21 protein-coding genes are annotated in these 24,736 nt (G+C 73.1%); 13 read left to right on the top strand and 8 right to left on the bottom strand.

Annotation, left to right across the window (positions count from 1 at the left end; all coding sequences use genetic code 11):
* Positions 1-38 precede the first annotated feature (38 nt).
* From ACFYZF_RS09760 to ACFYZF_RS09745, 4 genes are all read left to right on the top strand, one after another.
* Positions 39-773 carry a restriction endonuclease gene (locus ACFYZF_RS09760; RefSeq protein WP_387017682.1) on the top strand — a complete coding sequence of 245 codons (735 nt, stop codon included), beginning with the start codon at positions 39-41 and terminating at the stop codon, positions 771-773.
* A gap of 181 nt (positions 774-954) precedes the next feature.
* On the top strand, positions 955-3,144 hold the full coding sequence (locus tag ACFYZF_RS09755) for an EAL domain-containing protein (protein WP_387017680.1): 2,190 nt from the start codon (positions 955-957) through the stop codon (positions 3,142-3,144).
* A complete protein-coding gene (locus ACFYZF_RS09750; protein WP_387017677.1) occupies positions 3,141-3,464 on the top strand; it encodes a hypothetical protein in 324 nt (107 codons plus the stop codon). Before ACFYZF_RS09755 ends, ACFYZF_RS09750 begins: the two co-directional genes overlap by 4 nt.
* A gap of 333 nt (positions 3,465-3,797) precedes the next feature.
* Positions 3,798-4,709, top strand: a complete 912-nt coding sequence (locus ACFYZF_RS09745) for a phosphotransferase family protein (protein WP_387017675.1) — start codon at positions 3,798-3,800, stop codon at positions 4,707-4,709.
* Between the two features lie 932 nt (positions 4,710-5,641).
* Here ACFYZF_RS09745 and ACFYZF_RS09740 read toward each other — a convergent pair.
* A complete protein-coding gene (locus tag ACFYZF_RS09740; RefSeq protein WP_387018401.1) occupies positions 5,642-6,457 on the bottom strand; it encodes a phosphohydrolase in 816 nt (271 codons plus the stop codon).
* A gap of 207 nt (positions 6,458-6,664) precedes the next feature.
* Here ACFYZF_RS09740 and ACFYZF_RS09735 point away from each other — a divergent pair, with 207 nt between their 5' ends.
* Positions 6,665-7,270 (top strand): DedA family protein, encoded by a 606-nt coding sequence (locus ACFYZF_RS09735; RefSeq protein ID WP_387017673.1) that lies wholly within the window; start codon positions 6,665-6,667, stop codon positions 7,268-7,270.
* Between the two features lie 219 nt (positions 7,271-7,489).
* On the opposite strand, the gene ACFYZF_RS09730 is transcribed toward ACFYZF_RS09735, so the two are convergent.
* From ACFYZF_RS09730 to ACFYZF_RS09705, 6 genes are all read right to left on the bottom strand, one after another.
* Complete coding sequence (locus tag ACFYZF_RS09730; RefSeq protein WP_387017672.1) at positions 7,490-8,842, bottom strand: polysaccharide lyase family 1 protein; 1,353 nt, start codon at positions 8,840-8,842, stop codon at positions 7,490-7,492.
* Positions 8,842-10,119 (bottom strand): Gfo/Idh/MocA family protein, encoded by a 1,278-nt coding sequence (locus ACFYZF_RS09725; RefSeq protein WP_387017671.1) that lies wholly within the window; start codon positions 10,117-10,119, stop codon positions 8,842-8,844. Before ACFYZF_RS09725 ends, ACFYZF_RS09730 begins: the two co-directional genes overlap by 1 nt.
* The gene (locus tag ACFYZF_RS09720; RefSeq protein WP_387017669.1) at positions 10,116-11,606 is read right to left on the bottom strand and encodes a mannitol dehydrogenase family protein; all 1,491 of its coding nucleotides are present in this window, start codon (positions 11,604-11,606) and stop codon (positions 10,116-10,118) included. The genes ACFYZF_RS09725 and ACFYZF_RS09720 overlap by 4 nt, the downstream gene beginning before the upstream one ends.
* A complete protein-coding gene (locus ACFYZF_RS09715) occupies positions 11,597-12,901 on the bottom strand; it encodes an enolase C-terminal domain-like protein (RefSeq protein WP_387017667.1) in 1,305 nt (434 codons plus the stop codon). The genes ACFYZF_RS09720 and ACFYZF_RS09715 overlap by 10 nt, the downstream gene beginning before the upstream one ends.
* Complete coding sequence (gene uxaC / locus ACFYZF_RS09710) at positions 12,898-14,394, bottom strand: glucuronate isomerase (protein WP_387017665.1); 1,497 nt, start codon at positions 14,392-14,394, stop codon at positions 12,898-12,900. The genes ACFYZF_RS09715 and uxaC overlap by 4 nt, the downstream gene beginning before the upstream one ends.
* A gap of 97 nt (positions 14,395-14,491) precedes the next feature.
* Positions 14,492-15,820, bottom strand: a complete 1,329-nt coding sequence (locus tag ACFYZF_RS09705; protein ID WP_387017663.1) for a Gfo/Idh/MocA family protein — start codon at positions 15,818-15,820, stop codon at positions 14,492-14,494.
* A gap of 238 nt (positions 15,821-16,058) precedes the next feature.
* Here ACFYZF_RS09705 and ACFYZF_RS09700 point away from each other — a divergent pair, with 238 nt between their 5' ends.
* From ACFYZF_RS09700 to ACFYZF_RS09665, 8 genes are all read left to right on the top strand, one after another.
* Positions 16,059-17,183, top strand: a complete 1,125-nt coding sequence (locus ACFYZF_RS09700) for a LacI family DNA-binding transcriptional regulator (RefSeq protein ID WP_387017661.1) — start codon at positions 16,059-16,061, stop codon at positions 17,181-17,183.
* A 19-nt stretch (positions 17,184-17,202) separates the two neighbouring features.
* The gene (locus tag ACFYZF_RS09695) at positions 17,203-18,543 is read left to right on the top strand and encodes an ABC transporter substrate-binding protein (RefSeq protein WP_387017659.1); all 1,341 of its coding nucleotides are present in this window, start codon (positions 17,203-17,205) and stop codon (positions 18,541-18,543) included.
* 32 nt (positions 18,544-18,575) lie between these two features.
* Positions 18,576-19,559 (top strand): carbohydrate ABC transporter permease, encoded by a 984-nt coding sequence (locus ACFYZF_RS09690; protein ID WP_387017657.1) that lies wholly within the window; start codon positions 18,576-18,578, stop codon positions 19,557-19,559.
* A gap of 119 nt (positions 19,560-19,678) precedes the next feature.
* Positions 19,679-20,440 (top strand): carbohydrate ABC transporter permease, encoded by a 762-nt coding sequence (locus ACFYZF_RS09685; RefSeq protein WP_387018399.1) that lies wholly within the window; start codon positions 19,679-19,681, stop codon positions 20,438-20,440.
* A gap of 4 nt (positions 20,441-20,444) precedes the next feature.
* Positions 20,445-21,080, top strand: a complete 636-nt coding sequence (locus ACFYZF_RS09680) for a hypothetical protein (protein ID WP_387017655.1) — start codon at positions 20,445-20,447, stop codon at positions 21,078-21,080.
* Positions 21,077-22,159, top strand: coding sequence for a PmoA family protein (locus tag ACFYZF_RS09675; protein WP_387017654.1), 1,083 nt, complete (start codon positions 21,077-21,079; stop codon positions 22,157-22,159). Before ACFYZF_RS09680 ends, ACFYZF_RS09675 begins: the two co-directional genes overlap by 4 nt.
* Positions 22,156-23,184 (top strand): sugar kinase, encoded by a 1,029-nt coding sequence (locus ACFYZF_RS09670; RefSeq protein ID WP_387017652.1) that lies wholly within the window; start codon positions 22,156-22,158, stop codon positions 23,182-23,184. The genes ACFYZF_RS09675 and ACFYZF_RS09670 overlap by 4 nt, the downstream gene beginning before the upstream one ends.
* A complete protein-coding gene (locus tag ACFYZF_RS09665) occupies positions 23,181-23,810 on the top strand; it encodes a bifunctional 4-hydroxy-2-oxoglutarate aldolase/2-dehydro-3-deoxy-phosphogluconate aldolase (protein ID WP_387017650.1) in 630 nt (209 codons plus the stop codon). Before ACFYZF_RS09670 ends, ACFYZF_RS09665 begins: the two co-directional genes overlap by 4 nt.
* A 16-nt stretch (positions 23,811-23,826) precedes the next feature.
* Here the strand turns inward: ACFYZF_RS09665 and ACFYZF_RS09660 are convergent, their stop codons facing one another.
* Positions 23,827-24,675 (bottom strand): NAD(P)H-binding protein, encoded by an 849-nt coding sequence (locus ACFYZF_RS09660; RefSeq protein ID WP_387017648.1) that lies wholly within the window; start codon positions 24,673-24,675, stop codon positions 23,827-23,829.
* Between the last annotated feature and the right edge of the window lie 61 nt (positions 24,676-24,736).

Genomic DNA, 24,736 nt, shown 5'->3' with positions numbered 1-24,736 from the left:
CGATCGGCAAGCTGGTGTCCCGTCGTCGGAGGTGCCGCATGCCGTACGTGAAGTCCCACATCCGCCGCGACGGTGCCCGGGTCCGGGCCCACTACCGAAAGCGGCGGCGCGCTCGGGGCGGCGGGGTGGCCCGCCGTGGTCGGTCCGGTGGCGGTGCCGGGAGCGCGGCGCTGCTCGTCGGGGGCGTGTCCGTGCTGGTGCTCGTGGTCCTGGCGGTCGACTTCGTGCGGCAGCACCCGTACTGGTCGATCCTCCTGGTGGCGGTCGTCGGTCTTGCCGTCGCCGCGTTGCTCTTCGCCCGCGCGGGGCAGCGGGCCCGACAGCGGGCTGAGCAGGCTCGACAATGGGCGGAGCAAGCCCGGCGGGACCGGCTGATCGCGGTGACGGACGAGATGTCCGGGCCGGAGTTCGAGCGATGGTTCGCCCGGCTGTTGGAGGCGTCGGGGTTCCGGCAGGTCACGGTCACCGGCGGGTCGGGGGACCGGGGCGCCGACGTCGTGGCCGTCGCGCCGGACGGGCGGCGGGTGGTCGTGCAGTGCAAGCGGCAGGGCGTACGCAACCGGGTGGGTAGCGCCGCCATCCAGCGCTTCGCGGGGACCTGCCGCGAGGTGCACGGGGGCCAACTCTGCCTCATCGTGACCAACAGCTTCTTCACGGCGGGCGACGGCGCGCGGCTGGCCCAGCAACTCGACATCGCGCTGGTGGACCGGGCGGCCCTGGAGACCTGGGCGTCGACGCACACTCCGCCCCCGGGTCTGTTCGTGGCCCGCTGAGTCTTCCGATCGGCCGTCCACCCGGGTGGCAAGACCGGTGCCCGCCGGCCGATTCCACCATTGACGGGTATCTGACTCGGCGGTCGGATCAAGGACGCTCGTCGAAACCGATAACCTCGCCCTGAGCGCTGCTCCGACTCCGTCTCGTCAGCGTGGGCGGATCATCCAGTGGGGGTTCTGCATGGCGCCGAGCCGGCGGCGGGCGGTTCTGATCGGGGTCAACCAGGGCGGGAGCGACGTTCGGCTGCCCGCCCTGCGATACGCGGAACGCGATGTCCAGGCCGTCCGGGGGGTGCTGCTCGACGAGGAGATCGGCACCTTCGACGACGCCGACATCAAGATGTACGTCGGCGCGGAGGCGACCTGGCGTGAGATCAAGGCCGGGCTTCGCGAGATGGCGTTGGACTCCGGCCCCTCCGACGTGCTGCTCGTGTACTTCGCCGGCCACGCGCTGGTGCCCGAGTGGAGCACCCAGCTCGACGCGTACCTCGTCACGGCGGACCTCAACCCGGACGCCCTTCGCCGCGAGCCGGACAACGGCCTGCGGATGGCCTTCCTCAAGCGGGACGTCTTCGAGACCTTCGCCGGCACCTCCTTCCTCGTCCTCGACTGCTGCCACGCCGGGATCTACCTGGACGCCGACCTGCGCCACGCCGAGGCGATGCAGACCTACCGCACCCGGGTCGACCGGCACAGCGCGCTGCTGGCCTGCCGTAACGGTGTGGCGGCGCGGGAGGACGAGGAGTACGGGCACGGGGTGCTGACGTACCACCTGCTCAGTGCTCTTCGCGGTGGCGCCGCGGACGACAGGGGCCGGGTGTCGTTCGGTCAGATGGCCGCGTTCGTGGCCGAGCAGGGGCTCGAACCCCCGCCGGTCCAACTCGTGCACATGTGGGGCCCGACCACCGTGCTGGTCCAGCCGCCCACCTCGCGGCACGAGCGTCGGCTGCAGAGTTCGCCCGCCAACCCCAGCACCACCCGGCCCTGCAAGAACCCCCTTGAGGACCAGTCCAGCTCGATCGTGCAACTGCTCGGTCGGGTCTTCCGGTCCGAGGCCCACCCGATGCGGGCGTCCCAGCAGCGCGGGCACGCCGAGCGGGTGGAGATCGTCCGGCACGCGCTGGCCGCGGCCTCCGTGGCCGTGGTGGAGTTCTCCGGCCCGGCCATCCGGGTGGCCGACTCCACCGCCCGCTTCGACAAGGAGGAGCTGCGACCGCTGCTGGAGCTGAGCTCCGCCGACGCGATCCGGTACCGCACGTCGATGCCTGGGCACATCGTCTCGAACGACGCCGGCCTGCGGCTGCTCTGCGTTCCGCTCTCCTACGAGGACGATCGCATCCTCACGTTGACCGTCGTCGACCCCGCCGTCGCGCTGCTCGACATGGGCGAGCCGCTCGCCGTCATGCTCCGGGCCCTGTGGGACTCGAATCTCCTCGGCGACCCGCTGCAGGCCGAGATGCAGGTGGTGACCGCCCTGCGCACCGCCTTCGGTCGGCTGCCACTGAACCTGTACGAGTACGCGTTCAGCCTCTACCAGAAGCTGGTCGACTCCATGATCATGGTGTTCCAGCCCGTCGTGGAGCTGGACCTGCGCCCGGCCGGAGTGAGCATCCACAGCTTCGAGGCCCTCGCGCGCCGCAGCGACAAGGAGCTCCGCGCGCCACTCGCCGCGCTACAGATGGCGTACGTCTGGGGTGACCGCTTCATCATCGAACGCGACTCGCTGCTGCTCGCCAAGTCGATCCACTCGTACGCCACCGCGGATGCGGACGCCCCGTGGCACGGCACGAAGCCGCTGTCGGTGAACGTCGCGGTCCGCTCGCTGCTCAGCGACTCCTACCTCAACCAGGTGAGCCGGGCGCTCGCCGAGGCCGCCATGCATCCGCGCACGCTCACGCTGGAGATCTCCGAGCAGGACGCGATCCAGCCCGGCCCGGGGGAGCGGTGGCCGCAGGAGCCGCTGCTCTACTTCCACCGCCGCCTCACCGAGCTGGCCCGGGAGCTTCGGATCAGCTTCGCCGTCGACGACTTCGGCGTCGGGTACGCCTCGCTGGCCCGGATGGCGGAGCTGCCGCTGACCCAGATCAAGGTCGACCGGGCGGTGCTGCACCATCCGATGGCGCTGGAGGAACTCGCGTTGGTGGCGCGGGTGTCCCGGCACGCGAGCGACCTCGGGCAGGCCCCCACGCCCCGGGCCGTCATCGTGGAGGGGTTCGACGACGCGGCGCCGGTGACCCTCAAGCAGATCTACGACCTGGGAATCCACCACGTGCAGGGATTCTTCAGCGGCGCCGTCGCGTCGACGTCGCTGCACCCACTGGATCAAGCCGCCCGCGAGCGGATCGCGGGCCTGGTGAGAGGCGAGGAATGACCGTAGTCAAGCTGCTGCTGCCGGCCGAGGTCTTCGAGGAACTGGACCTGCCGTACGAGGGCGTTCGTGACCTGTCGGCGATCACCCTTGCCGTCGAAGGGACGGGCCTGCTGGCGAACCTCGCCGCACTCGCCGCGTTGCAGCCCCAGCTGGGCGACCTGGTGGCCGCGATTCGCAACTGGCGGCTGCGGGACCCTCGCCCCTCGGTGACCCTGACGGTCACCGGCCCGGGAATCGACCTGAAGGTGGACCTGCCGCGCAATGTCAGCCGGGCTCGGTTGTTGGAGCAACTCCGCCCGCTCCTCGACGAGCAGGACTGACGCTCCTTAGTCGGCGGATCTCGGCGACGGTCAACGCGATGACCTGCGGGTCGGCGTCGGGTTGCTGGGTGGCGAGGATGGACAGGCTGTCGCGCTTGTGTTGATCGATGAAATCGTCGGGTGGTGGACGGGTTTGGGCGATTTGCTGGCGCGGACGTCGATCGTTGTATCAGGTCGGGTGGACCGTTTGTCACACCGGTGGTCCGACATGCCAGGCCGGAGGGCTCGGCCAACGAGGTTAAGGCCGCGCGGATGCTGCCCTCCGGATGATGAGGTGTCACGGTGACCAACCACGATGACGCGGCGTCTGTCCTACCGTTGACACTGGCTTGGGTGAGCCAGCACCTGGAGGTCGGCGAACGAATCGTCCGGACCGAGATGCTGCACGGCGGCATCACTGCCCAAATGTGGAGGCTGACCATCGGCAGGCCGGACGGCAGCACCCGCCTCCTGGTGCTGCGAAGCTTCGTCGACCCGTTCTATGTAGGACACGCCGAGGACTGGCTGAACCGGGAAGCCGACGCCTTATCCCTGCTCACGCAGACCAGCGTGCCAGCTCCCGGACTGGTCGCGGTCGATCCGACCGCCACGCATTGCGAGTATCCATCGCTGCTGATGACGAATCTGGCAGGCCGGATGATCCTCCACGATGAGGGCGTGGAAACCCGCGTTCTCCTGCTTGCCCGTCAACTCGTAGGGATCCACGGGGTGCGACCCACCAAGCGGCCCCAAAAGTACGCGACGATGACGACCGCTGACACCGTCGTGACTCCGAAGGGCGCCGACGCGGGGGCTTGGGCCGCCGCGATCGACGTCATCCGCAAGCCCGCGCCGCCCTACGAAGGGCGATTCCTGCACCGGGATTTTCAACCTGGCAACGTGCTGTTTGACCTGCCGTCCCTCGGGCCGGCAGGTGCCCAGATCACCGGCGTCGTCGACTGGGCAGGGACCTCATGGGGCCCGGCGGATCTCGATGTGGCGCACTGCTCCACCAATCTCGCGCTGTTGCACGGCCCGGCCTGGGGCCCGCAGTTCGCGCAGGCGTATGAGCAGGTCGGCGGGGTGCTGGCCGCGCACGCGAGCGAGCGGCTGTACTGGCAAGTGCGGGACGCGCTGGCGTGCTCAGAAGAGGTGCAGTCGGTTTCGCAGCCCTGGCGCGAGGCAGGCAGGACAGACCTGACGACGCGGGCCGTGGAGGAGCGCCTAGATGCCTACATCACCGCCCTGATGGACGCGTCGGACTGAATCGAAAGAGGTTCGGCGTACGGCCCGAGCCCTATCGTTCACCGCCCAAACCAAGCGAAGGCTCTGGTTCGACAGCGCCAAGTCATGATCGGCGGGCCACCCTCTTGTCAGATTGGCTGGACCGGGGCCCGCGCCCAGGCTTCGCCCAAATGCCGGGGAGGCCGCCGCTACGCCGCCCCGCCCGTGCGCCGGGCAGTCGGGCGGCGACCTGACAAATTGCCCCCACCCGGTCGGGGACCTGCCCTTCGGCCCCTATGGAGTTGCCCCGTCCACGCTCCCACTCCACCGACCGCACAGGCGGGGCAGCTCCATAGGGACCAACGCAGGGCAGACCGACCCGGCAGGGGCCGACGATGTGGGCAGCGCGCGCATCCCCGGGCGCCTGCCAAGCCGGAGGCCCTCACGACTTTGCCGGGTGTGGAACAGCTGAGGTTCGGCGGAACCGAGGCCCCGGGCCCCCGTACGGCGCACCACTACCAGGAGCGCCATTTCCGACGGCACGACTGACCGCGCGGGAGATCATGGAAGGAATTGGCCCCTGGAGGGGCCAATTCCTTCCATGATCTCCGGCCATCCTGAGGTGCGGAACGGGATTCCCGGAAGGTGGATGAACTTCGGGCAGAATCGGACACCTCGCGACTTTGCCGGGGCCCTGGGCCCGCGCCTACCTTGCCGTCACCGCCGCCCACGCGAAAAGAGGGACCTCGAACCTGATCATGAGAGGCTCATCCCCCTCACCCTCGGTGAGGTCCGCCGTCTCCCGGCACATCTGAACACCACCACCCGGACTATCGACCACATGCATCGATGGTCACGATGGTGACGCCGACACCAGTACCGCGCTAAGCCCGCTACCAGAGAAGACTTCGACTTCATCAGGCGGGGCTGGAGTACTAGAGCCACCCAAACTCACCCCGACGGCGGTGCCGGCCTCAGGTGGCGCTCACCGGATGGTCGAGGATCGCGCTGAAGCGCTCCTCGGCGAGGTCGAGCTGGCTGAAGATGTGCGCCTTCACCGTCGGCGCGAGCGGGGTGTCCGGCCGGGCGATCAGCTCCCGGAAGACCGGCACCAGCGGCCGGTACTTCGCCGCCAGGGAGAACACCTTCGGGCCGACGGCGTGGATCACCCCGACCCCGTTGTCGGTGAAGTCGGAGACCTTGATGACCCGGGCCCACGGCTCCCGGTCCAGGCTGGCCGCCACGTGCTCCCGGTACTGCGCGTGCCGGTCGCGCCCCGGGTCGTACGCCGGGTTGGTGACCGCGGCGACCAGGCGCGCGACCCGCGGGCCGAACCGCGCGGCGAGCACCGCCAGCGCCGCCGCCGTGCAGTCGCCGGCCGCGACCACCGGCCCCGCCGTGGGCCCGTCCGCCGTCGGCCCCGCCGGGTGGTCCCCCGCCCGGCCCGCCGGCCCCGCCGGGTGGCCCTCGGTCAGACCTGCCAGCTCCGCCGGGTGGTCCTCCACCGCGTCGTGCAGCAGGCCGGCGACGATCACATCCAGGTCGCGCACCTGGTAGTGGTGCATCATCCGGATGGCCACCCGCAGCAGGTGGTTCAGGTACGGCTCGCGCACGCGCCGGTCGTCGCGGTGCAGTTCGGCGGCCAGGTCGAGGGCGGCGGTGAGCCGGGCCCGCGCGTCGGAGTCGAATGCGCGGATCTCCAGCCGGAACCGTTCCAGCAGGCCGGGCTCGCCGTGGATCTCGGTGATCGCGTGCATCGGCATGGTGGCCAGGTACGGCGGGAAGTCCATGGACCACTTATAGCTGATCTTCACCGTCCGTGGGTACCGTCGTCGGCCTTGCGACGGCAACCGCGCGGGTCAGCCGCTGACAGACGCCCGTTCGACCAGCGGGACCGTGGTTTCCTCCGGGACGCCGTGCGGGGGCGGCACGGGCCGGCGGTGGCCGGAAACGGTGATCGGCGTCAACGGCCCTCGCCGTCTGGGGAGAATGGCCGGGTGGACCGGGTGCTCGCGGTGCTGGTGACGTCGCCGCCCGCGCTGGTGCTCGCCCTGGTCTTCCTGCTTCCCGCGCTGGAGGCGTCCACCTTCCTCGGGCTGTTCGTGCCGGGGGAGGTCGCGGTGCTGGTCGGCGGAGTGCTCGCGCACTCGGGGCGGCTGCCACTCTGGGCGGTGGCCGCTGCGGCGGTGGTCGGGGCGACGCTGGGCGACCAGACCGGCTACCTCATCGGCCGCCGGTACGGCCGCCGGCTGCTGTCCCGCACACCCCGCCGGCTGGTCCGCTCCGGGGAACTGCGGCGGGCGCTGGACCTGGTCCGCCGCCGGGGCGCGGTGGCGGTCGTGCTCGGCCGCTGGGTGGCGGCGCTGCGCGCCCTCGTGCCGGGGATCGCCGGGCTCAGTGGGATGCCGCGGGTCACGTTCACCCTGGCCAACGTCTCCGGCGGGGTGCTCTGGGCGGTGACCGTGGCGGTGCTCGGCTACCTGGCGGGCGCCTCGTACCGGCTGCTGGAGCGTCGCCTTGGCCTGGGCGGAGAGGTGCTGCTGGCCCTGCTGGTGGTGCTGGTGGCGGCCCGCCTCTGGCGGCACCGCCGGGCGGCCGGGTGAGGCCGTGGGCGGGGCCGGCCCGCTTCCCCGGCACGCAGGGGCGTGCGGGCAGGGCCCCTGCCGCCGCGGCGCGTCGGGCAGGGGCCCCGCCCTCACAGGGGTGAGGTGACCCGTGGGGGTGTCCACGGTGCCGGTCGGGTCGCCCGCGCCGCCGGTGGTCCCGTTCTGGCCGAGCGCGTCGACCGAGGCGAAGCCGATCGGCGGCGCGTCCGGGGGTCTCTACAACGGCAGCCGGTTCGCCCCGGCCAGCGCGCCGACCACGAGCGGGACCAGCGGCGCGGGCAGCACCTGGCCGCTGCGCAGGGCCGGCGTCCAGCCGGCGTCGACGCCCAGGTCGGGATCGTGGGTCGCGTTGTACGCGGCCACCAGGTCGACCGGACGCGCCCGGTCGCCGCCGGCGCGGACCCAGTTGCCACGGGTGGTGACGGCGGTGCCGCCCCAGTCGTAGAGCAGGCCCCCGGCGGCGAGGCCCGCGCCGAGGGTGAAGTAGTTGTTCTCCACGTACGGAGCGGACTGCACCCCGACGCCGACGGCGTACTGGAAGTCCTCGCCGGCCAGCCGGTACCAGTTGTTGTAGACGTCGACCTGGCCGAACCGGACCCGGGGCAGGCGTTGGAGCACCCTGTCGAACAGGTTGTGGCGCAGGGTCACCTTGAGCCGGCCGACGTCCGGCCCGACCGTGTTCGACGAGCCGATCAGCATCAGCTTGTCCCGTCCGACGAACCGGTTGTACGAGGCGGTGACCAGGCTGGCGGTGTGGGTGATGTCCAGCGACCCGTCGTGCACCTGGTACGGCCGGCCGAAGTGCACCGGCTGGGCGCTGTCCGGGTTGTCGCCGTCGGTGAAGCTGTTGTGGTCGACCCAGACGTGCTCGCTGCGCCGCACCGAGATCTGGTCGTACTGGGAGTTCCAGTTGCCGGTGGCGCCGTCCGTCGGCGACCACGCCGGGAAGCAGTCCCGGGCGTCGTCGAAGGTCAGGTTCCGCACGATGACGTTGCTGGCGCTGTCGATCATCAGGGTCAGCCCGGTCAGCATCGCCCCGCGCAGCCCGACGATGGTGGTGTTCGGGCCGACGTTGATCTGGGTCTGTCGCGTCTGGTTCGCCACCGAGCGCACCCGGGCGGCCTCCAACACCCCGGTCGGCGGCGTCATGCCCCACACCGCCGGGTCGTACGCGGCCAGGTAGGCCGGCAGCGAGTACCCAGGGTCCGCCAGGTCAGCGCAGTCGAGCAGGCTGCGGTCGTCGGCCTCGAACCCGTCGACGACGCCGTCGACGACGATCACCTTGGGGGTGGCGTTGGCCCGGTTGGTGGCGTTGTCACCGCCCAGGGCGCGGACCAGCTCGGCCCGGCTGCGGACCAGGTGGACCTGGTCGGCGGCGGCCGTCGAGCCGCCGGTGGTGCCGACGCCGTCGGCCGCCCAGCCGTCGCCGGCCGGCAGCGCCTGGCGGGCGAGCCGCTCGACGGGGTCGGGCACCGGGGCGGTGGCACCGGGGGCGGCCGACGCCGCCGTGCCCGGTACGACTGACAGGGACAGGGCGACCAGGGCCGCCCCGAGAACGCGTGGACGCATCAGGGACTCTCCGAAGTGGTCTGTCGGTGCGGCGGATTCCGTAACGAGTGCTTCTCCTCCATCAGCTCGGTGCGTGCCGGCGGCACCGCCCACGCCACCGCCAGCTCCGACAGCAGCGCGCCGGACTCGGCCGCCCGCCGCAGCGCCCCGTTGACACCACGGACGCTCAGCACCCGGTCCGGCCCGCTGCCGGCTGCGGTCACCAGGTCGCCGCCGAGCAGGGTCGGCTCGGGCGAGACCCGGACCGCCTCCAGCACGGCGGTGAACGGCGCGGTGCGGGCCAGCGGGGCGATCAGCGGCGTCCCGTCGGCGCGGTGATCCAGCAGGTTCTCCAGCAGGCCGCGCCGCCCCGGTACCTCCCAGGGCACGTCGTCGCCCGGCAGCAGCAGCCGGTCCGTCGGGTACTCCAGCACCGCCCGGCCGGCGGTGCCGGTCACGATCACCTCCCCGGCGACGAAGTCCTCGCCGGCCAGGGTCACCGCGGCGACGATCGGCGGCCCGGAGCGCGGGACGACCCGCAGGGCCGCCGTGTCGTCCACCTCGATCGGGCGGACCCGGTAGCGCTCCAGCTCGATCACCGCCGGCCGCACCGGCGCGCCGGCGACCGCCTCGGCCACCGCCAGGCACTGCATCACCGCGTGCGCGAGCGGGTTGGCCAGCGCCCCGTCGAGCACCGGCCGGCCGTTCAGCGTCCGTCGGCCGGCCCACGGGGCCCGGGCGTAGTAGCCGTCCGAGCGCTGCCAGGCCGCTACCGTGGCGATGCCGGTGACCGTGCCGAGCCGCCCGCCGGTCACCGCCGCCGTCAGCTCGGCCAGCGCGGCCGAGCCGAGGGCCTGGAAGCCGACCTGGCAGGACCGGCCGGTGTCGGCCAGCGCGGCGGTCAGCGTCCGGTGCTCGGCCGTGGACAGCACCGGCGGCTTCTCCAGCAGCAGGTCCGCCCCGGCGGCCAGCACGTCCAGCGCGATCGGCAGGTGGGTGTGCGGCGGGGTGCAGACCACCACCACGTCCGGCTTCGCCTCGGCGAGCATCGCGGCGTGGTCGGTGAAGACCACCGCGCCGGCCGGCACCGGTGCCTGCGGCTCCTCCTCGATCGGGCGTACGTCGACCAGGGCGACCAGCCGGACCCGGCCGGCGGCGTGCAGCGGCGCGATCGCCCGGCGGTGCCAGCGCCCGTGCCCGTTCGCCCCGATGACCGCCACCCGGGGCGGGCCCCCGGCCGACGCGGCGCCGGACCGGCCGGCGCCACCCGGGGCGGCCCCCGGGCGGGAGCCGCTCACGCCGCACCGGCCAGGGTCGCGGCCACCCCGTGCCGGTGCAGGGCGGCCAGCCAGTCGGTGACGTCGGCCCGCACCTCGTCGTCGTCGGCCACCACGGCGGGGAAGACCTCACGCAGCCCGAACAGGGCGTCGACCACCCCGGCCGGGGTGCCGCCGGCGGTGGCCAGCGCGCCCCGGATCCGGTCGGCGAGCGGGTCGACCAGCGGGAGCGCGCCGCCGTCGTCGGCGTGCCCGCAGGCGAACCGCGCCCACGCGGCCACCACCAGCGCGGACCAGCGCGCCGGACGGCCGGCCGCGCGCAGGTCGGCGATGGTGTGCAGGATCCGCTGGGGCAGCTTCTGCGAGCCGTCCAGGGCGACCTGGAGGGTGCGGTGCCGGATCGCCGGGTTGGCGAAGCGGCCCAGCACCTCGTCGCCGTACTCGACCACCGACACCCCGGCCGGCGGGGCGAAGCTGACCGCCACCTCCTCGGCGACGAGGCGGCGCAGCACCCCGGTCAGGCCGGGAATCCCCAGCGCGTCGGCGACGGTCTCCCGACCGGCGAGGGCGCCCAGGTAGGCGGTGGCCGAGTGCAGGCCGTTGAGGCCGCGTAGCTTCAGCCGCTCCCACGGCCCGGCGTCGTCGGTGAGCACCGCTCCGGCCCGGTCCCACGCCGGCCGGCCGCCGGGGAAGGCGTCCTCGATCACCCACTGGGTGTACGGCTCGGCGTCCACCGCCGCCAGATCGGCGAAGCCCAGCGCGTGCCGGGCCACGGCGAACGTGTCCGCCGTGCTGGCCGGCACGATCCGGTCCACCATGGTCCCGGGGAAGGTGACGTTCGCCGCCACCCAGCCGAGCACCCGCTCCGCCGCGCCGGAACGGGCCAGCGCCTGCTCGACCACGCCGCGCAGCCGGACCCCGTTCGACGGCAGGTTGTCGCAGCTGACCAGCGCGATCGGCCCGGCGTCGGCCGCCGCCCGGGCGGCCAGCCCGCGTACCAGCAGGCCGGGCACCGTGCCGGGCGGCCCGTCGCCGGCCAGGTCGGCGGCGAGCGCCGGGTCCGGGCGCAGCCGGCCGGTGACCGGGTCGAGCTGGTACGCCTTCTCCGTCACGGTCAGCGTGACCACCCGGATCGCCGGGTCGGCGAGCAGCGCCACGATCCCGGCCGGGTCGCTCGCGGCGTGCCGGACCCCGGCCAGCGACCCGATCACCCGGGTGCTGCCGCCGGTGGCGGCCCTGGTGGTAACACTGAACAGGTTGTCCTGCGCGGCGAGCGTCCCGACCAGTTCGGTGCTGCGCGGGGCGACCCCGACGATGCCCCAGTCGCCGCCCGCCGCGCCGATCGCGGCCTCGGTGTAGACGGCCTGGTGGGCGCGGTGGAACGCGCCCAGGCCGAGGTGCACGATCCCGGCGGGCACGGTGCCGGGGCGCAACAGCGGGCGGCTCGCCTCGGGCAACCGGCGCAACGCGGCCAGCCCGAGCCGGGACGACCCCACGGTCACCGCCATACCGGGCCGTCCGGGAAGCGGAACTGCGCGATCGACTCGGGACGCATCGTCGAGCTGTAGCCGGGCGCCTCGGGCAGCAGGTACCGGCCGCCCCGGGTGCGCACCGGGTCGACGAAGTGCTCGTGCAGGTGGTCGACGTACTCGACCATCCGGCCGTCGAGGCTGGCGCCGACCCGCAGGAAGTCGAAGATCGCCAGGTGCTGCACGTACTCGCACAGGCCGACGCCGCCGGCGTGCGGGCAGATCGGCACCCCGAACTTCGCCGCCATGACGATCTCGGAGAGCACCTCGTTGACCCCGCCGACCCGGCAGGCGTCGATCTGCATCACGCCGATCGCCTCGGCCTGGAGCAGCTGTTTGAAGATCACCCGGTTGGCGGCCACCTCGCCCGTGGCCACCCGGCACCGCCCGCCGGTCAGCTCGGTCACCGCGCGGGCGATCCGGGCGTGGCCGAGGATGTCGTCGGCGTGCGTCGGCTCCTCGATCCAGTACGGGTCCACCTCGGCCAGCGCCGTCATGTTGGCGATCGCCTCGTCGACGTCCCACACCTGGTTGGCGTCCATCATCAGCAGCGCGTCGGAGCCGATCTCCGCGCGGATGATCCGGGCGCGGCGCAGGTCGTCGGCGGGAGGGCCGCCGACCTTCATCTTCACCGCCCGCCAGCCCCGCGCGTACGCCTCGCGGGTCAGCGCCCGGACCTTGTCGTCGGGGTAGCCCAGCCAGCCCACGGAGGTGGTGTACGACGGGAACCCGTCGCGCGCCAGCAGGGCGAGCCGGTCGGCCATCCCGTCGCGGCCCCCGTCCAGGATGGTGGCCGCCTCGCCGGGGGTGAGCGCGTCGGTGATGTGGTGGAAGTCGATGCTGGCCACCAGGTCCTCGGTGGGCAGCTCGGCCAGGAACCGCCACATCGGCTTGCCGGCGAGCTTGGCCCGCAGGTCCCACACGGCGTTGACCAGCGCGCCGGTCGCCATGTGGATGACGCCCTTCTCCGGGCCCAGCCAGCGCAGCTGCGCGTCGGCGCTCAGCGAGCGCCAGAACGCCACCGGCTCGGCGCCGATCTCCTCGACCGTCCTGCCCCGGACGTGGTGGGCCAGGGCGCGCACGGCCGCGCAGGTGATCTCGTTGCCCCGGCCGTTGGTGAAGGTGAACCCGGCACCCACCGGCCCGGCGTCGGTGCCCAGCTCGACGTACGTCGCCGAGTAGTCGCCCCGGTTGATCGCGTCCGAGCCGTCGCCGGCCGCCGCGGTCGGGAAGCGCACGTCGTGCACGTCCACGGAAGTGATGGTGACGCTCACGGAACCAGCCTTTCGTTCGCGACTGCGGGGCTCCGCTGCGCTGCACTCCTCGCGCTCACCGGGACCAACCTTTCGCCGATCTTGAAGACCTTCTTGGGCAGGCGGTACGCGAGGTCGACGATGGTCTCGGCGGCCTCGTCCTCGGTCAGCCGGTGCTCGGCGACCAGCCGGGCGAGGAAACCGGCGTCGACCCGGCGGGCCACGTCGTGACGTACCGGGATGGAGCAGAACGCCCGGGTGTCGTCGACGAACCCGGCCGTGTTGTAGAACCCGGCGGTCTCGGTGACCGCCTCCCGGAACCGGCGCAGCACCTCGGGGGAGTCGAGGAACCACCAGGGCGCGCCGAGGTACAGGGCCGCGTAGCCACCCGCGAGGGGGGCCAGTTCCCGGGTGAAGGTGTACTCGTCGAGGGTGTAGACCACCACCCGCAGCCGGGGGTCGTTGCCGTACGCGTCCAGCAGCGGGGTGAGCGCGTGCAGGTACTCGGTGGCCTGCGGAATGTCCCCGCCGACGTCGCGGCCGTGCCGGGCGTACAGCCGGCGGTTGTGGTTGCGCACCGAACCGGGGTGCAGTTGCATCACCAGCCCGTCGTCGAGCGACATCCGGGCGAACTCCAGCAGCATGTGCGCCCGGAACGCCTCCGCGTCGGCGGCGTCGGCCGCCCCGCGCCGGCCCCGGTCGTACAGCGCCGCCGCCTCCGACCCGCTCAGATTCAGGGTGCGGGCGGTCGGGTGGCCGTGGTCGGAGCAGGTGGCGCCGGCCGCGACGAACGCTTCCCGGCGTCGCCGCAGGGCGGCCAGGAACCCGGCGTACGTGCCGGTGTCCTCGCCGGAGACCTCGCCGAGCCGCTCGACGTTGGCGGCCCAGTTGTCGAACTCCATGTCGACGACGTTGTCCGGCCGGAACGTGGTGACCACCCTGCCGCCGGGGCCGCCCCAGCCGTCGGCGGCGAGCTTGGCGTGCTGGGCCAGGTCGTCCAGGGGCGACTCGGTGGTGGCGAGCACCTCGATGCGGAACCGGTCGAACAGCGCCCGGGGCCGGAACTCCGGCTCGGCGAGCCGGGCCGCGACCTCGTCGTACACGGCGTCGGCGGTGGCCGGGGAGAGCGGGGTGTCCACCCCGAAGACCCCGGTGAGGGTCTGCTCCAGCCACAGCCGCGACGGGGTGCCCCGGAACAGGTGCCAGCCGTCGACGAAGCGCCGCCAGATCGTCCGCCCGTCGGTCTCCACGGGGCTGCCGTCCACCGTCGGGACGCCCAGGTCCGCCGGGGGAACGCCCTGGCTGAGCAGCATCCGGGTCAGGTAGTGGTCGGGCACGATGATCAGCCGCGACGGGTCCGGGAACGGCCGGTCCTCGGCCAGCAGCGCCGGGTCGACGTGCCCGTGCGGCGAGATGATCGGCTGCTCGGCCGCCAGCGCGTAGAGCTGCCGGGACAGCGTGCGCAGGCCCGGGTCGGCGGGGAGGAGCAGGTCGGGGCGGGAAGTGGTCGGCACGTCGGATGGCTCCTCGGGTGCGGTCGGTCGAACGGGGCGGACCGGCGGGGCCGGCCGGGGCCGCCGGTCCCGGCGGCGCGGCTCCGGGCGCGGTCGGTCAGGGCAGGGTGAGCAGGTCGGCGACCCGGACGGCCTGCCCGGTCTCGAAGGACCGGTTGGCGGCCAGGCCGGTGAGCAGGGCGCGGGCCCCATCGCGGGCGCCGGCGGCCCGGTGCAGCGGGTCCGGTGCGCCGCCGAAGAGGACCTTCGTCATCCGGGCGTCCGCGCCGCCGTGGCCCTGCCGGGTGTACCCCTCGACCTCGATCTGCCGGGGCGGCGACCAGAACGGACGCAGGGTGAGGGTGGCCGAGCCGCCCTCGGCGGCGGCCTCGTCGCCGTGCAACGCCGCGCCCTTGAGCGCCCCGGCGGCCCCGGGGCTGACGAAGTCGCTCTCCACGACCTCCAACTCGACGCGGCCCCGGCTGCCGTTGACCATCACCCGGTAGCCCTCCCAGGGGGCGTAGGCCGTGAGGTGGTACGTCATGGTCACGCCGGAGGAGTAGCGGGCCAGCACCGCCATGTCGTCCTCGATGGTGACGCCGGGGGCGAACACGTTCTGGTCGCGGTGGTAGCCGTCCTCGGCCTCGGCGTCGAGGTAGAGCTCGCGCAGCCGGGGGTGCTCGGCCATCCGCAGGGCGAACGGGTCGCCGGTGGCGTCCGGGGCGCCGTGTGCCCGGTCGTAGTCCCGGGCGTAGCCGTGCCGGCGGCCGGCGTCGCCGTAGAAGAACAGCCGGCCGGCGGCGTAGACCTCGACCGGCGTGGCGTCGAGCCACCAGTTGACCAGGTCGAAGTGGTGGCTCGCCTTGTGCACCATCAGCCCGCCGGAGCTGGCCTTGTCCCGGTGCCAACGCCGGAAGTAGTCGGCGCCGTGCCGCACGTCGAGCAGCCACTCGAAGTGCACCGACCCGATCTCGCCCACCGCCCCGTCGGTCAGCAGCCGGCGCAGCTGCTCGTGCAGCGGGTTGTAGCGGTAGTTGAAGGCGACGGTGACCTGCCGGCCGGTCTCGGCGACCGCGTCCAGGATCCGCCGGCAGCGCGGCGCGTCGACGGTCATCGGCTTCTCCGACACCACGTCGCAGCCGGCGCGCAGGGCGGCCACGATGTACTCGTCGTGGGTGGCGTCCACCGTGGTGACCAGCACGGTGTCGACGCGCTCCTTGGTCAGCATCGCGGCGAACTCGTCGGCCCGGTACGTCGGCACCCGCCGGTGGCCCAGCTCGGCCAGCCAACGGTTGTGCGCGTCCATCCGGGACTGGTTGACGTCGGCGAACGCGACCAGTTCGGCGGTGTCGGGATGGTCCCGGACCAGCGCCCGGACGAACATCTCGGCCCGGGCGCCGGTGCCGACCACCGCGTGACGGGTCCGTTCACCGGATCTCGAAGACATCGCGTCGCCTCCCGGGTGAGACTGCAAAGGTTTGCAGTGAAGAAACCACGATCGATCGTCATGAGTCAACGACGTAGCCAAAATCGGTTCGGTTTGCCCGGCTTCATGGGCTTATCAGGGCATGGAAGGTGACCGCTCGAAACGTGGTCGTAACCTTCGAGCGTTGACAGTGGAGCAACCGTTTGCATTAATTGTCGGCACCCACGTGACCGCAACCACACTGGACGAAGGGGCCGCCGTGCCAGTCACCATCAGGGACGTCGCGAGGGCCTCGGGCGTGCACATCTCCACGGTCTCCCGCACGTTCTCCGCACCGCACCTGGTCAACCCGGAGACCCGGGTCCGGGTGCTGGCCTGCGCGGAGGACCTGGGCTACCGACCCAACCGCGCCGCGCGGGCCCTGATCACCGGCCGCACCCACAACATCGGCCTGATCATCGCCGACATCGCCAACCCGTTCTTCCCGCCGCTGATCAAGGCGGCGGAGGGGCAGGCCCGGCACCGCGACTACCACATCTTCGTCGCCGACACCAACGAGGACCCGGTGGTCGAGGAGGAGCTGGTCCACGCCCTGGCCAAGCAGGTCGACGGGGTGTTGCTGTGCAGCCCCCGGATGAGCAACAGCCTCATCGAACAGCTCAGCCGCGAGGTCCCGTTGGTGGTGATAAACCGGCAGGTGACCGGCCTGCCCTGCGTGATGATGGACGTCGGGCAGGGGGCCCGCTCCGCGATCGAGCACCTGGTCGGCCTCGGCCACACCGGGATCGCCCTGCTCGGTGGGCCCCGTGGCTCGTGGACCAACCGGGAGATCCGCCGCTCGGCCGCCGCCGCGGCGCGGGCCGGCGGCGCGGAACTGACCGTTCTCGGGCCCAACCCGCCCACCGAGCACGGCGGCGGCGCGCTGGCCGAACAGGTCCAGCGGGCCGGCGTCACCGCCGTGCTCGCCTACAACGACCTGATGGCGATCGGGCTGATCGAGGGGCTCGACGCCCTGGGGGTCCGGGTGCCGCAGGACGTCAGCGTCGTCGGCATCGACGACATCGCCCTGAGCCGGCTCACCCGGCCCAAGTTGACGACGGTGGCCACGCCTACCGCGGCCGCCGGCCGGACGGCCGTCGACATGCTGCTGCAACAGGACACCGACGCGCCGCGGGGACCGCGGGGCGCCGGTCGGGGCACGGCAGCCGGCGCCCGTCGCACCACCGCACAGGTAATGCTCCAGACCGAGCTGGTCATCCGCGACTCCACCGGAGTAGTTCCGTCGTCCGGTGGCCCCGGTGCCGAACGTGTCGGCCCGGGCCCGCATCGCCTTGCGGACCCGGGCCGCCCGACTGCGGCCACCGGTGGTGTCGTCGCCTCCTAATGCCAAGGAGTGAGCGCACATGCACCCCGCCACGCCCCCCACCGCCGGCGCACCCGCCGGGCGTTCCCACCGTACCCCCCGCCGTCGGCTGCTGCGCGGGCTCGTCGCCCTGGTGGTCGCCGCGCCGCTGGCCCTGGGCGCCGCCGCCTGCGGCGGCGACGAGGCCAGTGACGACCCCAACGCCCCCGTCAAGCTCTCCATCTTCTGGTGGGGCGGCGAGGCCCGGGCGAAGCTGACCGAGGACGCCCTCGCCCTCTACACCAGGAAGCACCCCAACGTCACGTTCGAGAAGACCTGGCAGGCCAACCAGGGCTACTTCGACAAGCTGGCCACCCTCACCGCCGGCGGTAACCCGCCGGACATCTTCCAGATCGACGACAACTTCCTCGCCGAGTACGCGTCCCGCAACACCACGCTCGACCTGACCAGCTACTCCGACTCCGGCAAGCTCGACGTGTCGAAGTTCCCCAAGAGCCTGTGGCAGTACGGCGTGGTCGACGGCAAGCTCGCCGGGCTGGCCGCCGGGGAGAACACCCAGGGGCTGGTCTACAACAAGACGCTGCTGACCAGGAACGGCCTCCCGGAGCCGACCACCGGCATGACCTGGGAGGAACACATCGCCTGGGCCGAGCAGGTCGCGAAGAAGACCAAGGTCCCCGGCACCCAGGACCCGAGCGCCGACTACAAGGCGTTCTGGGTCTGGCTGCGCCAGCAGGGCAAGGACCTGTACAAGGGCAGGGAGCTCGGCTTCACCGTCGAGGACGTGACCCGGTGGTTCGAGCTGTGGAAGGGCGCCCGGGACCGGGGGGCGACCCCGACCTCGGACGTGATCCACGAGGGCAACGCCACCGACATCACCAAGCAGCTCGTGGTCACCGGCAAGGCCGGCACGTCCTGGGTCTGGGTCAACCAGATGCCGGAGCTGAAGAAGAACACCAAGGACGAGCTGGGCGTCGTCGCCTACCCGGGCGACCCCAGCGCCCAGTGGGCCCGCGCCTCGATGTACTGGTCCGTGTTCAAGGGCAGCAAGCACAGGGACATCGCGGTCGACGTGCTGAACTTCCTGGCCAACGACCAGGAGGCGGTCAAGCTCCTCGGTACCGACCGGGGCCTGCCGTCGAACCAGGACCTGCGCCGGCTCGTCAGCGAGGGCACCACCGACCCGGCGATGAAGCAGTCCATCGCGGTGGAGGCCGAACTGGCCCAGAAGTTCGGCGAGTCGCCGCAGGTGCCGATCAAGGGCCACAGCAAGGTCCGCGCAGAACTGATCAAGGCGGCGGAGAACGCCCAGTACGGCCGGGCCACCCCGGCGGAGGCGGCGGCGCAGTACCTCGCCGCCTGCAAGTCCGCCATCGTCTGAGCCGCCGCACACGTTCGGAAAGGAGCCGGCTCGTGGCACTGACCACGACGCCCGACCCGACCCGACGCGGCACCGGATCCGCCCGCGCCCACGCCCCCCGGGACGTGGCCGGGCGGATCCGGCACAGCGAAGGTCTGGCGGGGTACGTCTTCCTCTCGCCCTGGCTCATCGGACTGATGGCCATCACGGCGATTCCCATGCTCCTGTCGCTCTACCTGAGCTTCACCGACTACGACATCCTCACCCCCTTCTCGGAGGTCGAGTGGGTGGGGTTCGCCAACTACGAGCGGATGTTCACCAACGACCCCTCGTACTGGCACGCGGTCCGCGTGACGCTGACCTTCGCCCTGGTGGCGGTGCCGCTGAAGCTGGCCGCCGCGCTGGGGGTGGCGCTGCTGCTCAACCGGGCGTGGCGCGGGGTCGGGCTGTTCCGCAGCCTGTTCTACCTGCCGTCGCTGCTCGGTGGCAGCGTCGCCCTGGCCATCGTCTGGGTGAACATGTTCAACCGCGACGGCGCGTTCAACTCGGTGCTGGCCCTGTTCGGCATCGAGGGCAAGCCCTGGGTCAACGACCCGGACTGGGCGCTGGAGACCCTGATGGTGCTCGCCATCTGGCAGTTCGGCGCCCCGATGGTGATCTTCCTGGCCGGGCTCAAGCAGGTGCCGACGGAGCTGTACGAGGCCGCCTCGGTCGACGGGGCCGGCACGTGGCGGCAGTTCCGCGCCGTCACCCTGCCGATGCTCTCCCCGGTCATCTTCTTCAACCTGGTGCTGGAGACCATCAACGGCTTCCAGGGCTTCACCGCGGCCTTCGTGCTCAGCAACGGCACCGGCGGCCCGGTCGACTCCACCCTCATGTACACGCTGAACCTCTACATCAAGGGCTTCACCGACCTGGAGATGGGCTACGCCTCGGCGATGGCCTGGGTCTTCCTGCTCGCCATCGGCCTCATCACGGCCATCTTCTTCAGCACCGGGCGGTTCTGGGTGCACTACTCCGACGGGGAGGACCGGTGACGGCTACCGCAGGCCTGGTGGTGACCCGGCCGCGCCGCCCGCGTTCCGGCGGCGGGCAGGCCGTGCGCCTGGTCATCCTGATCGCGATCGTGGTGGTCGTGCTCTACCCGCTGTTCTGGATGATCGGCACCTCGGTCAAGGGCCAGGAGGAGATCGTCAGCAACACCGGCCTGCTGCCGAGGGAGTTCACCCCCGGCAACTACACCGACGGGTGGGCCAACTTCGACCTCAGCTTCGGCCGGTTCTTCCTCAACAGCGCCATGGTCAGCCTGCTGACCGTGGTCGGCAACGCGGTCTCCTGCCTGCTCGCCGCGTACGCCTTCGCCCGGCTGAGGTTCCGGCTGCGCGGGATGTGGTTCGCCGTCATGATCGGCACCCTGCTGCTGCCCGGGCACGTGCTGATCGTGCCGCAGTACATCCTGTTCCGCTCGCTCGGACTGGTCGGCGGCGAGTGGCCCTACCTGCCGCTGCTGATCCCGCAGTTCCTGGCGACCGAGGCGTTCTTCGTCTTCCTGATGGTGCAGTTCATGCGGGGCATCCCGCGCGAGCTGGACGAGGCGGCGAAGATCGACGGGGCCAGCGCGTTCGGCATCTTCCGGCACATCATCCTGCCGCTGAGCCGACCCGCGCTGGTCACCACCGCGATCTTCTCGTTCATCTGGACCTGGAACGACTTCTTCCGGCAGCTCGTCTTCCTCTCCAGCCTGGAGGACTACACCGTGCCGGTGGCGCTGACCCTCTTCATCGACTCGACCAGCCAGAGCGCGGTCGGCCCGATGTTCGCCATGTCGGTGCTGTCGCTGCTGCCGGTGTTCCTGTTCTTCCTCGCCTTCCAGCGGATGCTCGTCGAGGGCATCAACACCAGCGGACTCAAGGGGTGACGCCGTGACGGACCCAAGGGGTGACGCCGCGACGCCGGAGAAGCCGCCCCGCCGCGACTGGCGCGACGTGGTCGCCGACGCCACCGACCTGGCGCTGGTCGGGTTCGCCCTGGTGGTGGGCGCGCTGCCGGTGCTGACCGCCGGCGCCGCGCTCGCCGCCGCCAGCGCCGCCGTGCACGACCGGTTCACCGACGGCGGCTGGCCGGCCGCCCGGACCACCGGCCGACGCTACGTCCGGGCGCTGCCGGCCGGCGTGCCGGTCACCCTGATCGCGCTGGCCGGCGCGCTCCTGCTCGGCGCCGACCTGGCCGCGCTGGCCACCGGCCGGGTTCCCGGCGGGCCGCCCGCCCTGCTGGTCACGGCCCTGGTCACGGCGGCGCTGGTCGGGTACGTCGGGCTGGTCGTCGTCGAGGTCGGTCGGGCCGGCGGGCGGGGCTGGCGGGTCGCCGCCCGCAGCGCCGCCCGCGCCTGCGTCGCCCGACCGGGTGGCTGGGCGGCGGCGAGCGGGATCTGCGGCGTGGCCGCCGTGCTGACCGCGCTGGTCATCCCGGTCGCGCTGCCGATCCTCGCCGGCTACACCCTCGCCGCCCTGCACGCGGTCGCCCGCCGCCGCCGGGCCGTCGCGGTGGAGCCGTCGTGACCGGCGACGCCTCCCGCCGAACGGACTCCGACGACGCCCCCCGCCGGGCGGGTGCCGACGACGACGCTCCCCGCCGAACGGACTCCGACGACGCCCGGCTGCGGGTCGACGGGGTCGAGGTGGCCCGGTACGTGCTCGCCCCGGATCTCGACCCCCGGCACGGCCCGCGCCCCTACCTGCACCCGGTGCGCACCCTCGCCGGCACGGTCGTCACCGACGCGCTGCCCGAGGACCACGTGTGGCACCTCGGCGCGTCGCTGGCCGTGCAGGACGTCGCCGGCAGCAACCTCTGGGGCGGGCGCACCTACGTCCGCGACGCCGGCTACACCTGGCGCGACGACCACGGCCGCATCGTCCACACCGGCTGGACCGAGCGCGCCGACGACGTGCTGGCACACCGGCTGCAGTGGCGCGACCCGGCCGGCGCGGTGCTGCTCACCGAGGACCGCCGGATCACCGCCGCGCCCGTGGCCGCCGCGCCGGGGGCGTGGCGGCTGGAGCTGCGGTACGCGCTGACCGCCCCCGTCGACCGGGACGTTCCCCTCGGCAGCCCGGCCACCAACGGCCGCCCCGGCGGCGCCGGGTACGGCGGGTTCTTCTGGCGGGCCGTCGCGGCCGACCCGCCGCAGGTGTTCACCGTGGACGCCGACGGTGAGGAGTCCGTTAACGGCGCGGACTCGCCGTGGGTGGCGCTGACCGGCACCGGGCCGGACGGCGGGGCGTACACCCTGGTCTTCACGGGGCTCGGGTCGGGCGACCGATGGTTCGTCCGGACGGCGATGTACCCGGGGGTCTGCGTGGCCTTCGCCTTCGACACCCCGGCCGTGGTCCCGGCCGGCGGCAGCCGGCCCGGCCGGCACACCGTCACGGTCGCCGACGGGATCCTCGACCGCACCGCCGCCGCGGCCCTGGCCGCCGAGGCGGACGCCACCGCCGAGCCGGGTTCCGACTTCCCGACGGGCCACGGCTCTCCGGGGGGCCACGGCTCTCCGGCGGGCGAGGACTTTCCGGGGGGCCACGGCTCTCCGTCGGGCCTGGGCGGTCCCGCGGGCGCGGGCGTCCCGGGTGGGCCGGCATGAGCGGGGCGGGTGGGCCGGAGGTGGTGACCGTCGGCGAGACGATGGTGGTGCTGTCGCCGGGCGACGGCGCGCCGCTGGAGCGCGCCGGCTCGGTCCGGCTCGGCGTCGGCGGGGCGGAGTCCAACGTGGCGATCGGCCTGGCCGGCCTCGGGCACCGGGTCGCCTGGGTGAGCCGGGTCGGCGACGACCCGTTCGGCCGGCGGGTGACGGCCGAGGTCGCCTCGGCCGGCGTCGACGTCGCCGGTGTCGCCGTCGACCCGCACGCCCCCACCGGCGTGTACTTCAAGGACCCCGAGGTGGCCGGGGTGCACTACTACCGGGCCGGCTCCGCCGCGTCCCGGCTCGGCCCGCCGGCGCTGGCCGACCCGCGCCTGGCCGGGGCGCGGCTGCTGCACCTGTCCGGGGTCACCCCGGCGCTCTCGGCGTCTTGCCGGGCGCTGGTCGAGCACGCGGTCACCGACCGGCCGCTCGGCGACGCGCTGGTCAGCTTCGACGTCAACCACCGGCCCCGGCTCTGGCCGGCCGGCGCCGCCGCCGGGGTGCTGCGCGCCGTCGCCGACCGGGCCGACATCGTCCTCGTCGGGCTGGACGAGGCCGAGCGGCTCTGGGGGAGCACCGACGCGCAGGCCGTGCGCCGCCTGCTGCCCCACCCGGCGACGGTGGTGGTCAAGGACGGCGCGGTCGGGGCGACCGCGCTGGGGCGTACCGGGTCGGCGGTCTTCGTGCCCGCGCTGCGGGCGGCGGTGCTCGACCCGGTGGGCGCGGGCGACGCGTTCGCCGCCGGCTACCTCAGCGCCGTGCTGCGCGGCCTCGACGCCGCCGCCGCGCTGCGCTGCGGGCACCTCGTCGCGGTACGGGCCCTCGCGGTGCCCGGGGACTGCGCGCTGCCACCCCGGCGGCGCGACCTCGACGACCTCGTCGCGCTGCCGGCCGACCGCTGGGCGGCACTCGACCCGGTCGCGGCGGGCCTGCTGGATTCCGCGACCGGCGTGGCCGGCGCGCAGAACGAGAGGAGCGGCCGGTGACGGCCCACGGCTTCGGCCCGATCTTCGCCGGTTCCCGGGTGATGGTGATCCTGCGGGACCTGCCGTCGCAGGAGACGGTCCGGCTCGCGAACCGGGCCTGGGACCTCGGCATCGACGTGGTGGAGGTGCCGGTGCGTACCCCGGAGGCGATGCCCGCGCTGCGCGCCGCCGTGGCCGCCGGGCGGGACCGGGACCGGCTCGTCGGCGCCGGCACCGTGTTCAGCCCGGAGCGGGTACGGCAGGCGGCCGACGCGGGCGCGGCGTTCACCGTGGCACCCGGCCTCGACCTCGCCGTGGCCGACGCCGCGTTGCGGCACGGGATTCCCCACCTGCCCGGCGTGGCCACCCCGACCGAGGCGCAGCGGGCCCGCGACCACGGGCTGACCTGGCTCAAGGCATTCCCGGCGGTGAGCCTCGGGCCGCAGTGGTTCAAGGCCGTCGCGGGGCCCCTGCCCGAGCTGCGCTTCGTCGCCACCGGCGGCATCGACGCGGGCAACGCCGCAGGCTTCCTGGTCGCCGGGGTCAGGGTGGTGGCGGTCGGGTCCGCGCTGTCCGACCCCGCCCAGATCGACCGCCTCGCCGAGTTGGCCCGGGACGACCGGGACACCGCCGCCCGCCCGGACTGACGGCGGGTGGCATACGTCAGCCACCGAAGGCGTCGCGGTGGTCGTACGCCCAAGCGGCGAACGTGCGCGGCGGGCGACCCAGCGCCTGCGCCACGTCGTCGGTGAGCCGGGCGGCGTCGCCCTCCGCGATCAGCTTGGCGCCGTTGACGGCGACCTCGACGAAGACGGGATCGAGGCCCCTGGCGAGCATGCTCTCGCGGTACGCCCCCAGCGGCACGTCGACCGTCGCGACCCTACGCCCGAGCACCTCGCCCAGCCGTTCGGCCAGGTCCGGAACGCTCAACAGTTCGGGCCCGGTCAGGGTGAGCACCCGTCCCACGTGCGCGTCCGACAGCAGCGCCCGCACGGCGACCTCGGCCACGTCTCGTGGGTCGACGACGCCTTGTGCGCCCGTGCCGGTGGGGTTGGGAACCGGCTGCCCGGCACGGATCGCGGGGGCCCAGCGCAGGGCGTTCGACGCGAAGCCGGACGGGCGGAGCACCGTCCACCCCGCGTCGCCCGAGCGCAACTCCTGCTCGCCCGGGAGGTGCCAGTCGCCGACCTTGCCGGCCTGCTGTCCGGTCCCGATGGCCGACAGCTTCACCACCCGCCGTACGCCCGCCGCCCGCGCGGCGGCGAGCATCGCCCGGTCGTGTCGGGCGACCCACGGTCCCGGGGCGTCGAGCAGGAACAGCGCCTCGACCCCGGTCGCCGCGCCGGTCAGGCTCTCCGGGTCGTCGAAGTCGCCCCGTACCACCTCGACGCCGGCCGGCAGGGCGGCCTTCGCCGGGTTCCGCGTCATCGCCCGTACCGGCTCGCCCCGGCCTGCCAGGAGCCGGACGACCTCACCACCGATCGTGCCGGTGGCACCCGTAACAAGAATCATGGTGTCCACCCTGCCCCGCCACCACCGCGCGCCAATAGGAACTTTCGGCACGGCTGGGGCG

Source organism: Micromonospora sp. NPDC001898, assembly GCF_042891255.1.
In the GTDB taxonomy this organism is placed as follows: domain Bacteria; phylum Actinomycetota; class Actinomycetes; order Mycobacteriales; family Micromonosporaceae; genus Micromonospora.
Note: the sequence above shows the minus strand (reverse complement) of the source record. Positions and strands in the feature narration are given on the sequence as shown.

What these genes read in the sequence shown, in the direction of transcription:
- ACFYZF_RS09660 (WP_387017648.1), bottom strand. Translation starts at nt 24,675, where the DNA reads ATGATTCTTGTTACGGGTGCCACCGGCACGATCGGTGGTGAGGTCGTC.
- ACFYZF_RS09750 (WP_387017677.1), top strand. Translation starts at nt 3,141, where the DNA reads ATGACCGTAGTCAAGCTGCTGCTGCCGGCCGAGGTCTTCGAGGAACTG.
- ACFYZF_RS09705 (WP_387017663.1), bottom strand. Translation starts at nt 15,820, where the DNA reads ATGTCTTCGAGATCCGGTGAACGGACCCGTCACGCGGTGGTCGGCACC.
- ACFYZF_RS09695 (WP_387017659.1), top strand. Translation starts at nt 17,203, where the DNA reads ATGCACCCCGCCACGCCCCCCACCGCCGGCGCACCCGCCGGGCGTTCC.
- ACFYZF_RS09730 (WP_387017672.1), bottom strand. Translation starts at nt 8,842, where the DNA reads ATGCGTCCACGCGTTCTCGGGGCGGCCCTGGTCGCCCTGTCCCTGTCA.
- ACFYZF_RS09755 (WP_387017680.1), top strand. Translation starts at nt 955, where the DNA reads ATGGCGCCGAGCCGGCGGCGGGCGGTTCTGATCGGGGTCAACCAGGGC.
- ACFYZF_RS09740 (WP_387018401.1), bottom strand. Translation starts at nt 6,457, where the DNA reads ATGGACTTCCCGCCGTACCTGGCCACCATGCCGATGCACGCGATCACC.
- ACFYZF_RS09670 (WP_387017652.1), top strand. Translation starts at nt 22,156, where the DNA reads ATGAGCGGGGCGGGTGGGCCGGAGGTGGTGACCGTCGGCGAGACGATG.
- ACFYZF_RS09720 (WP_387017669.1), bottom strand. Translation starts at nt 11,606, where the DNA reads ATGGCGGTGACCGTGGGGTCGTCCCGGCTCGGGCTGGCCGCGTTGCGC.
- ACFYZF_RS09760 (WP_387017682.1), top strand. Translation starts at nt 39, where the DNA reads ATGCCGTACGTGAAGTCCCACATCCGCCGCGACGGTGCCCGGGTCCGG.
- ACFYZF_RS09685 (WP_387018399.1), top strand. Translation starts at nt 19,679, where the DNA reads ATGATCGGCACCTCGGTCAAGGGCCAGGAGGAGATCGTCAGCAACACC.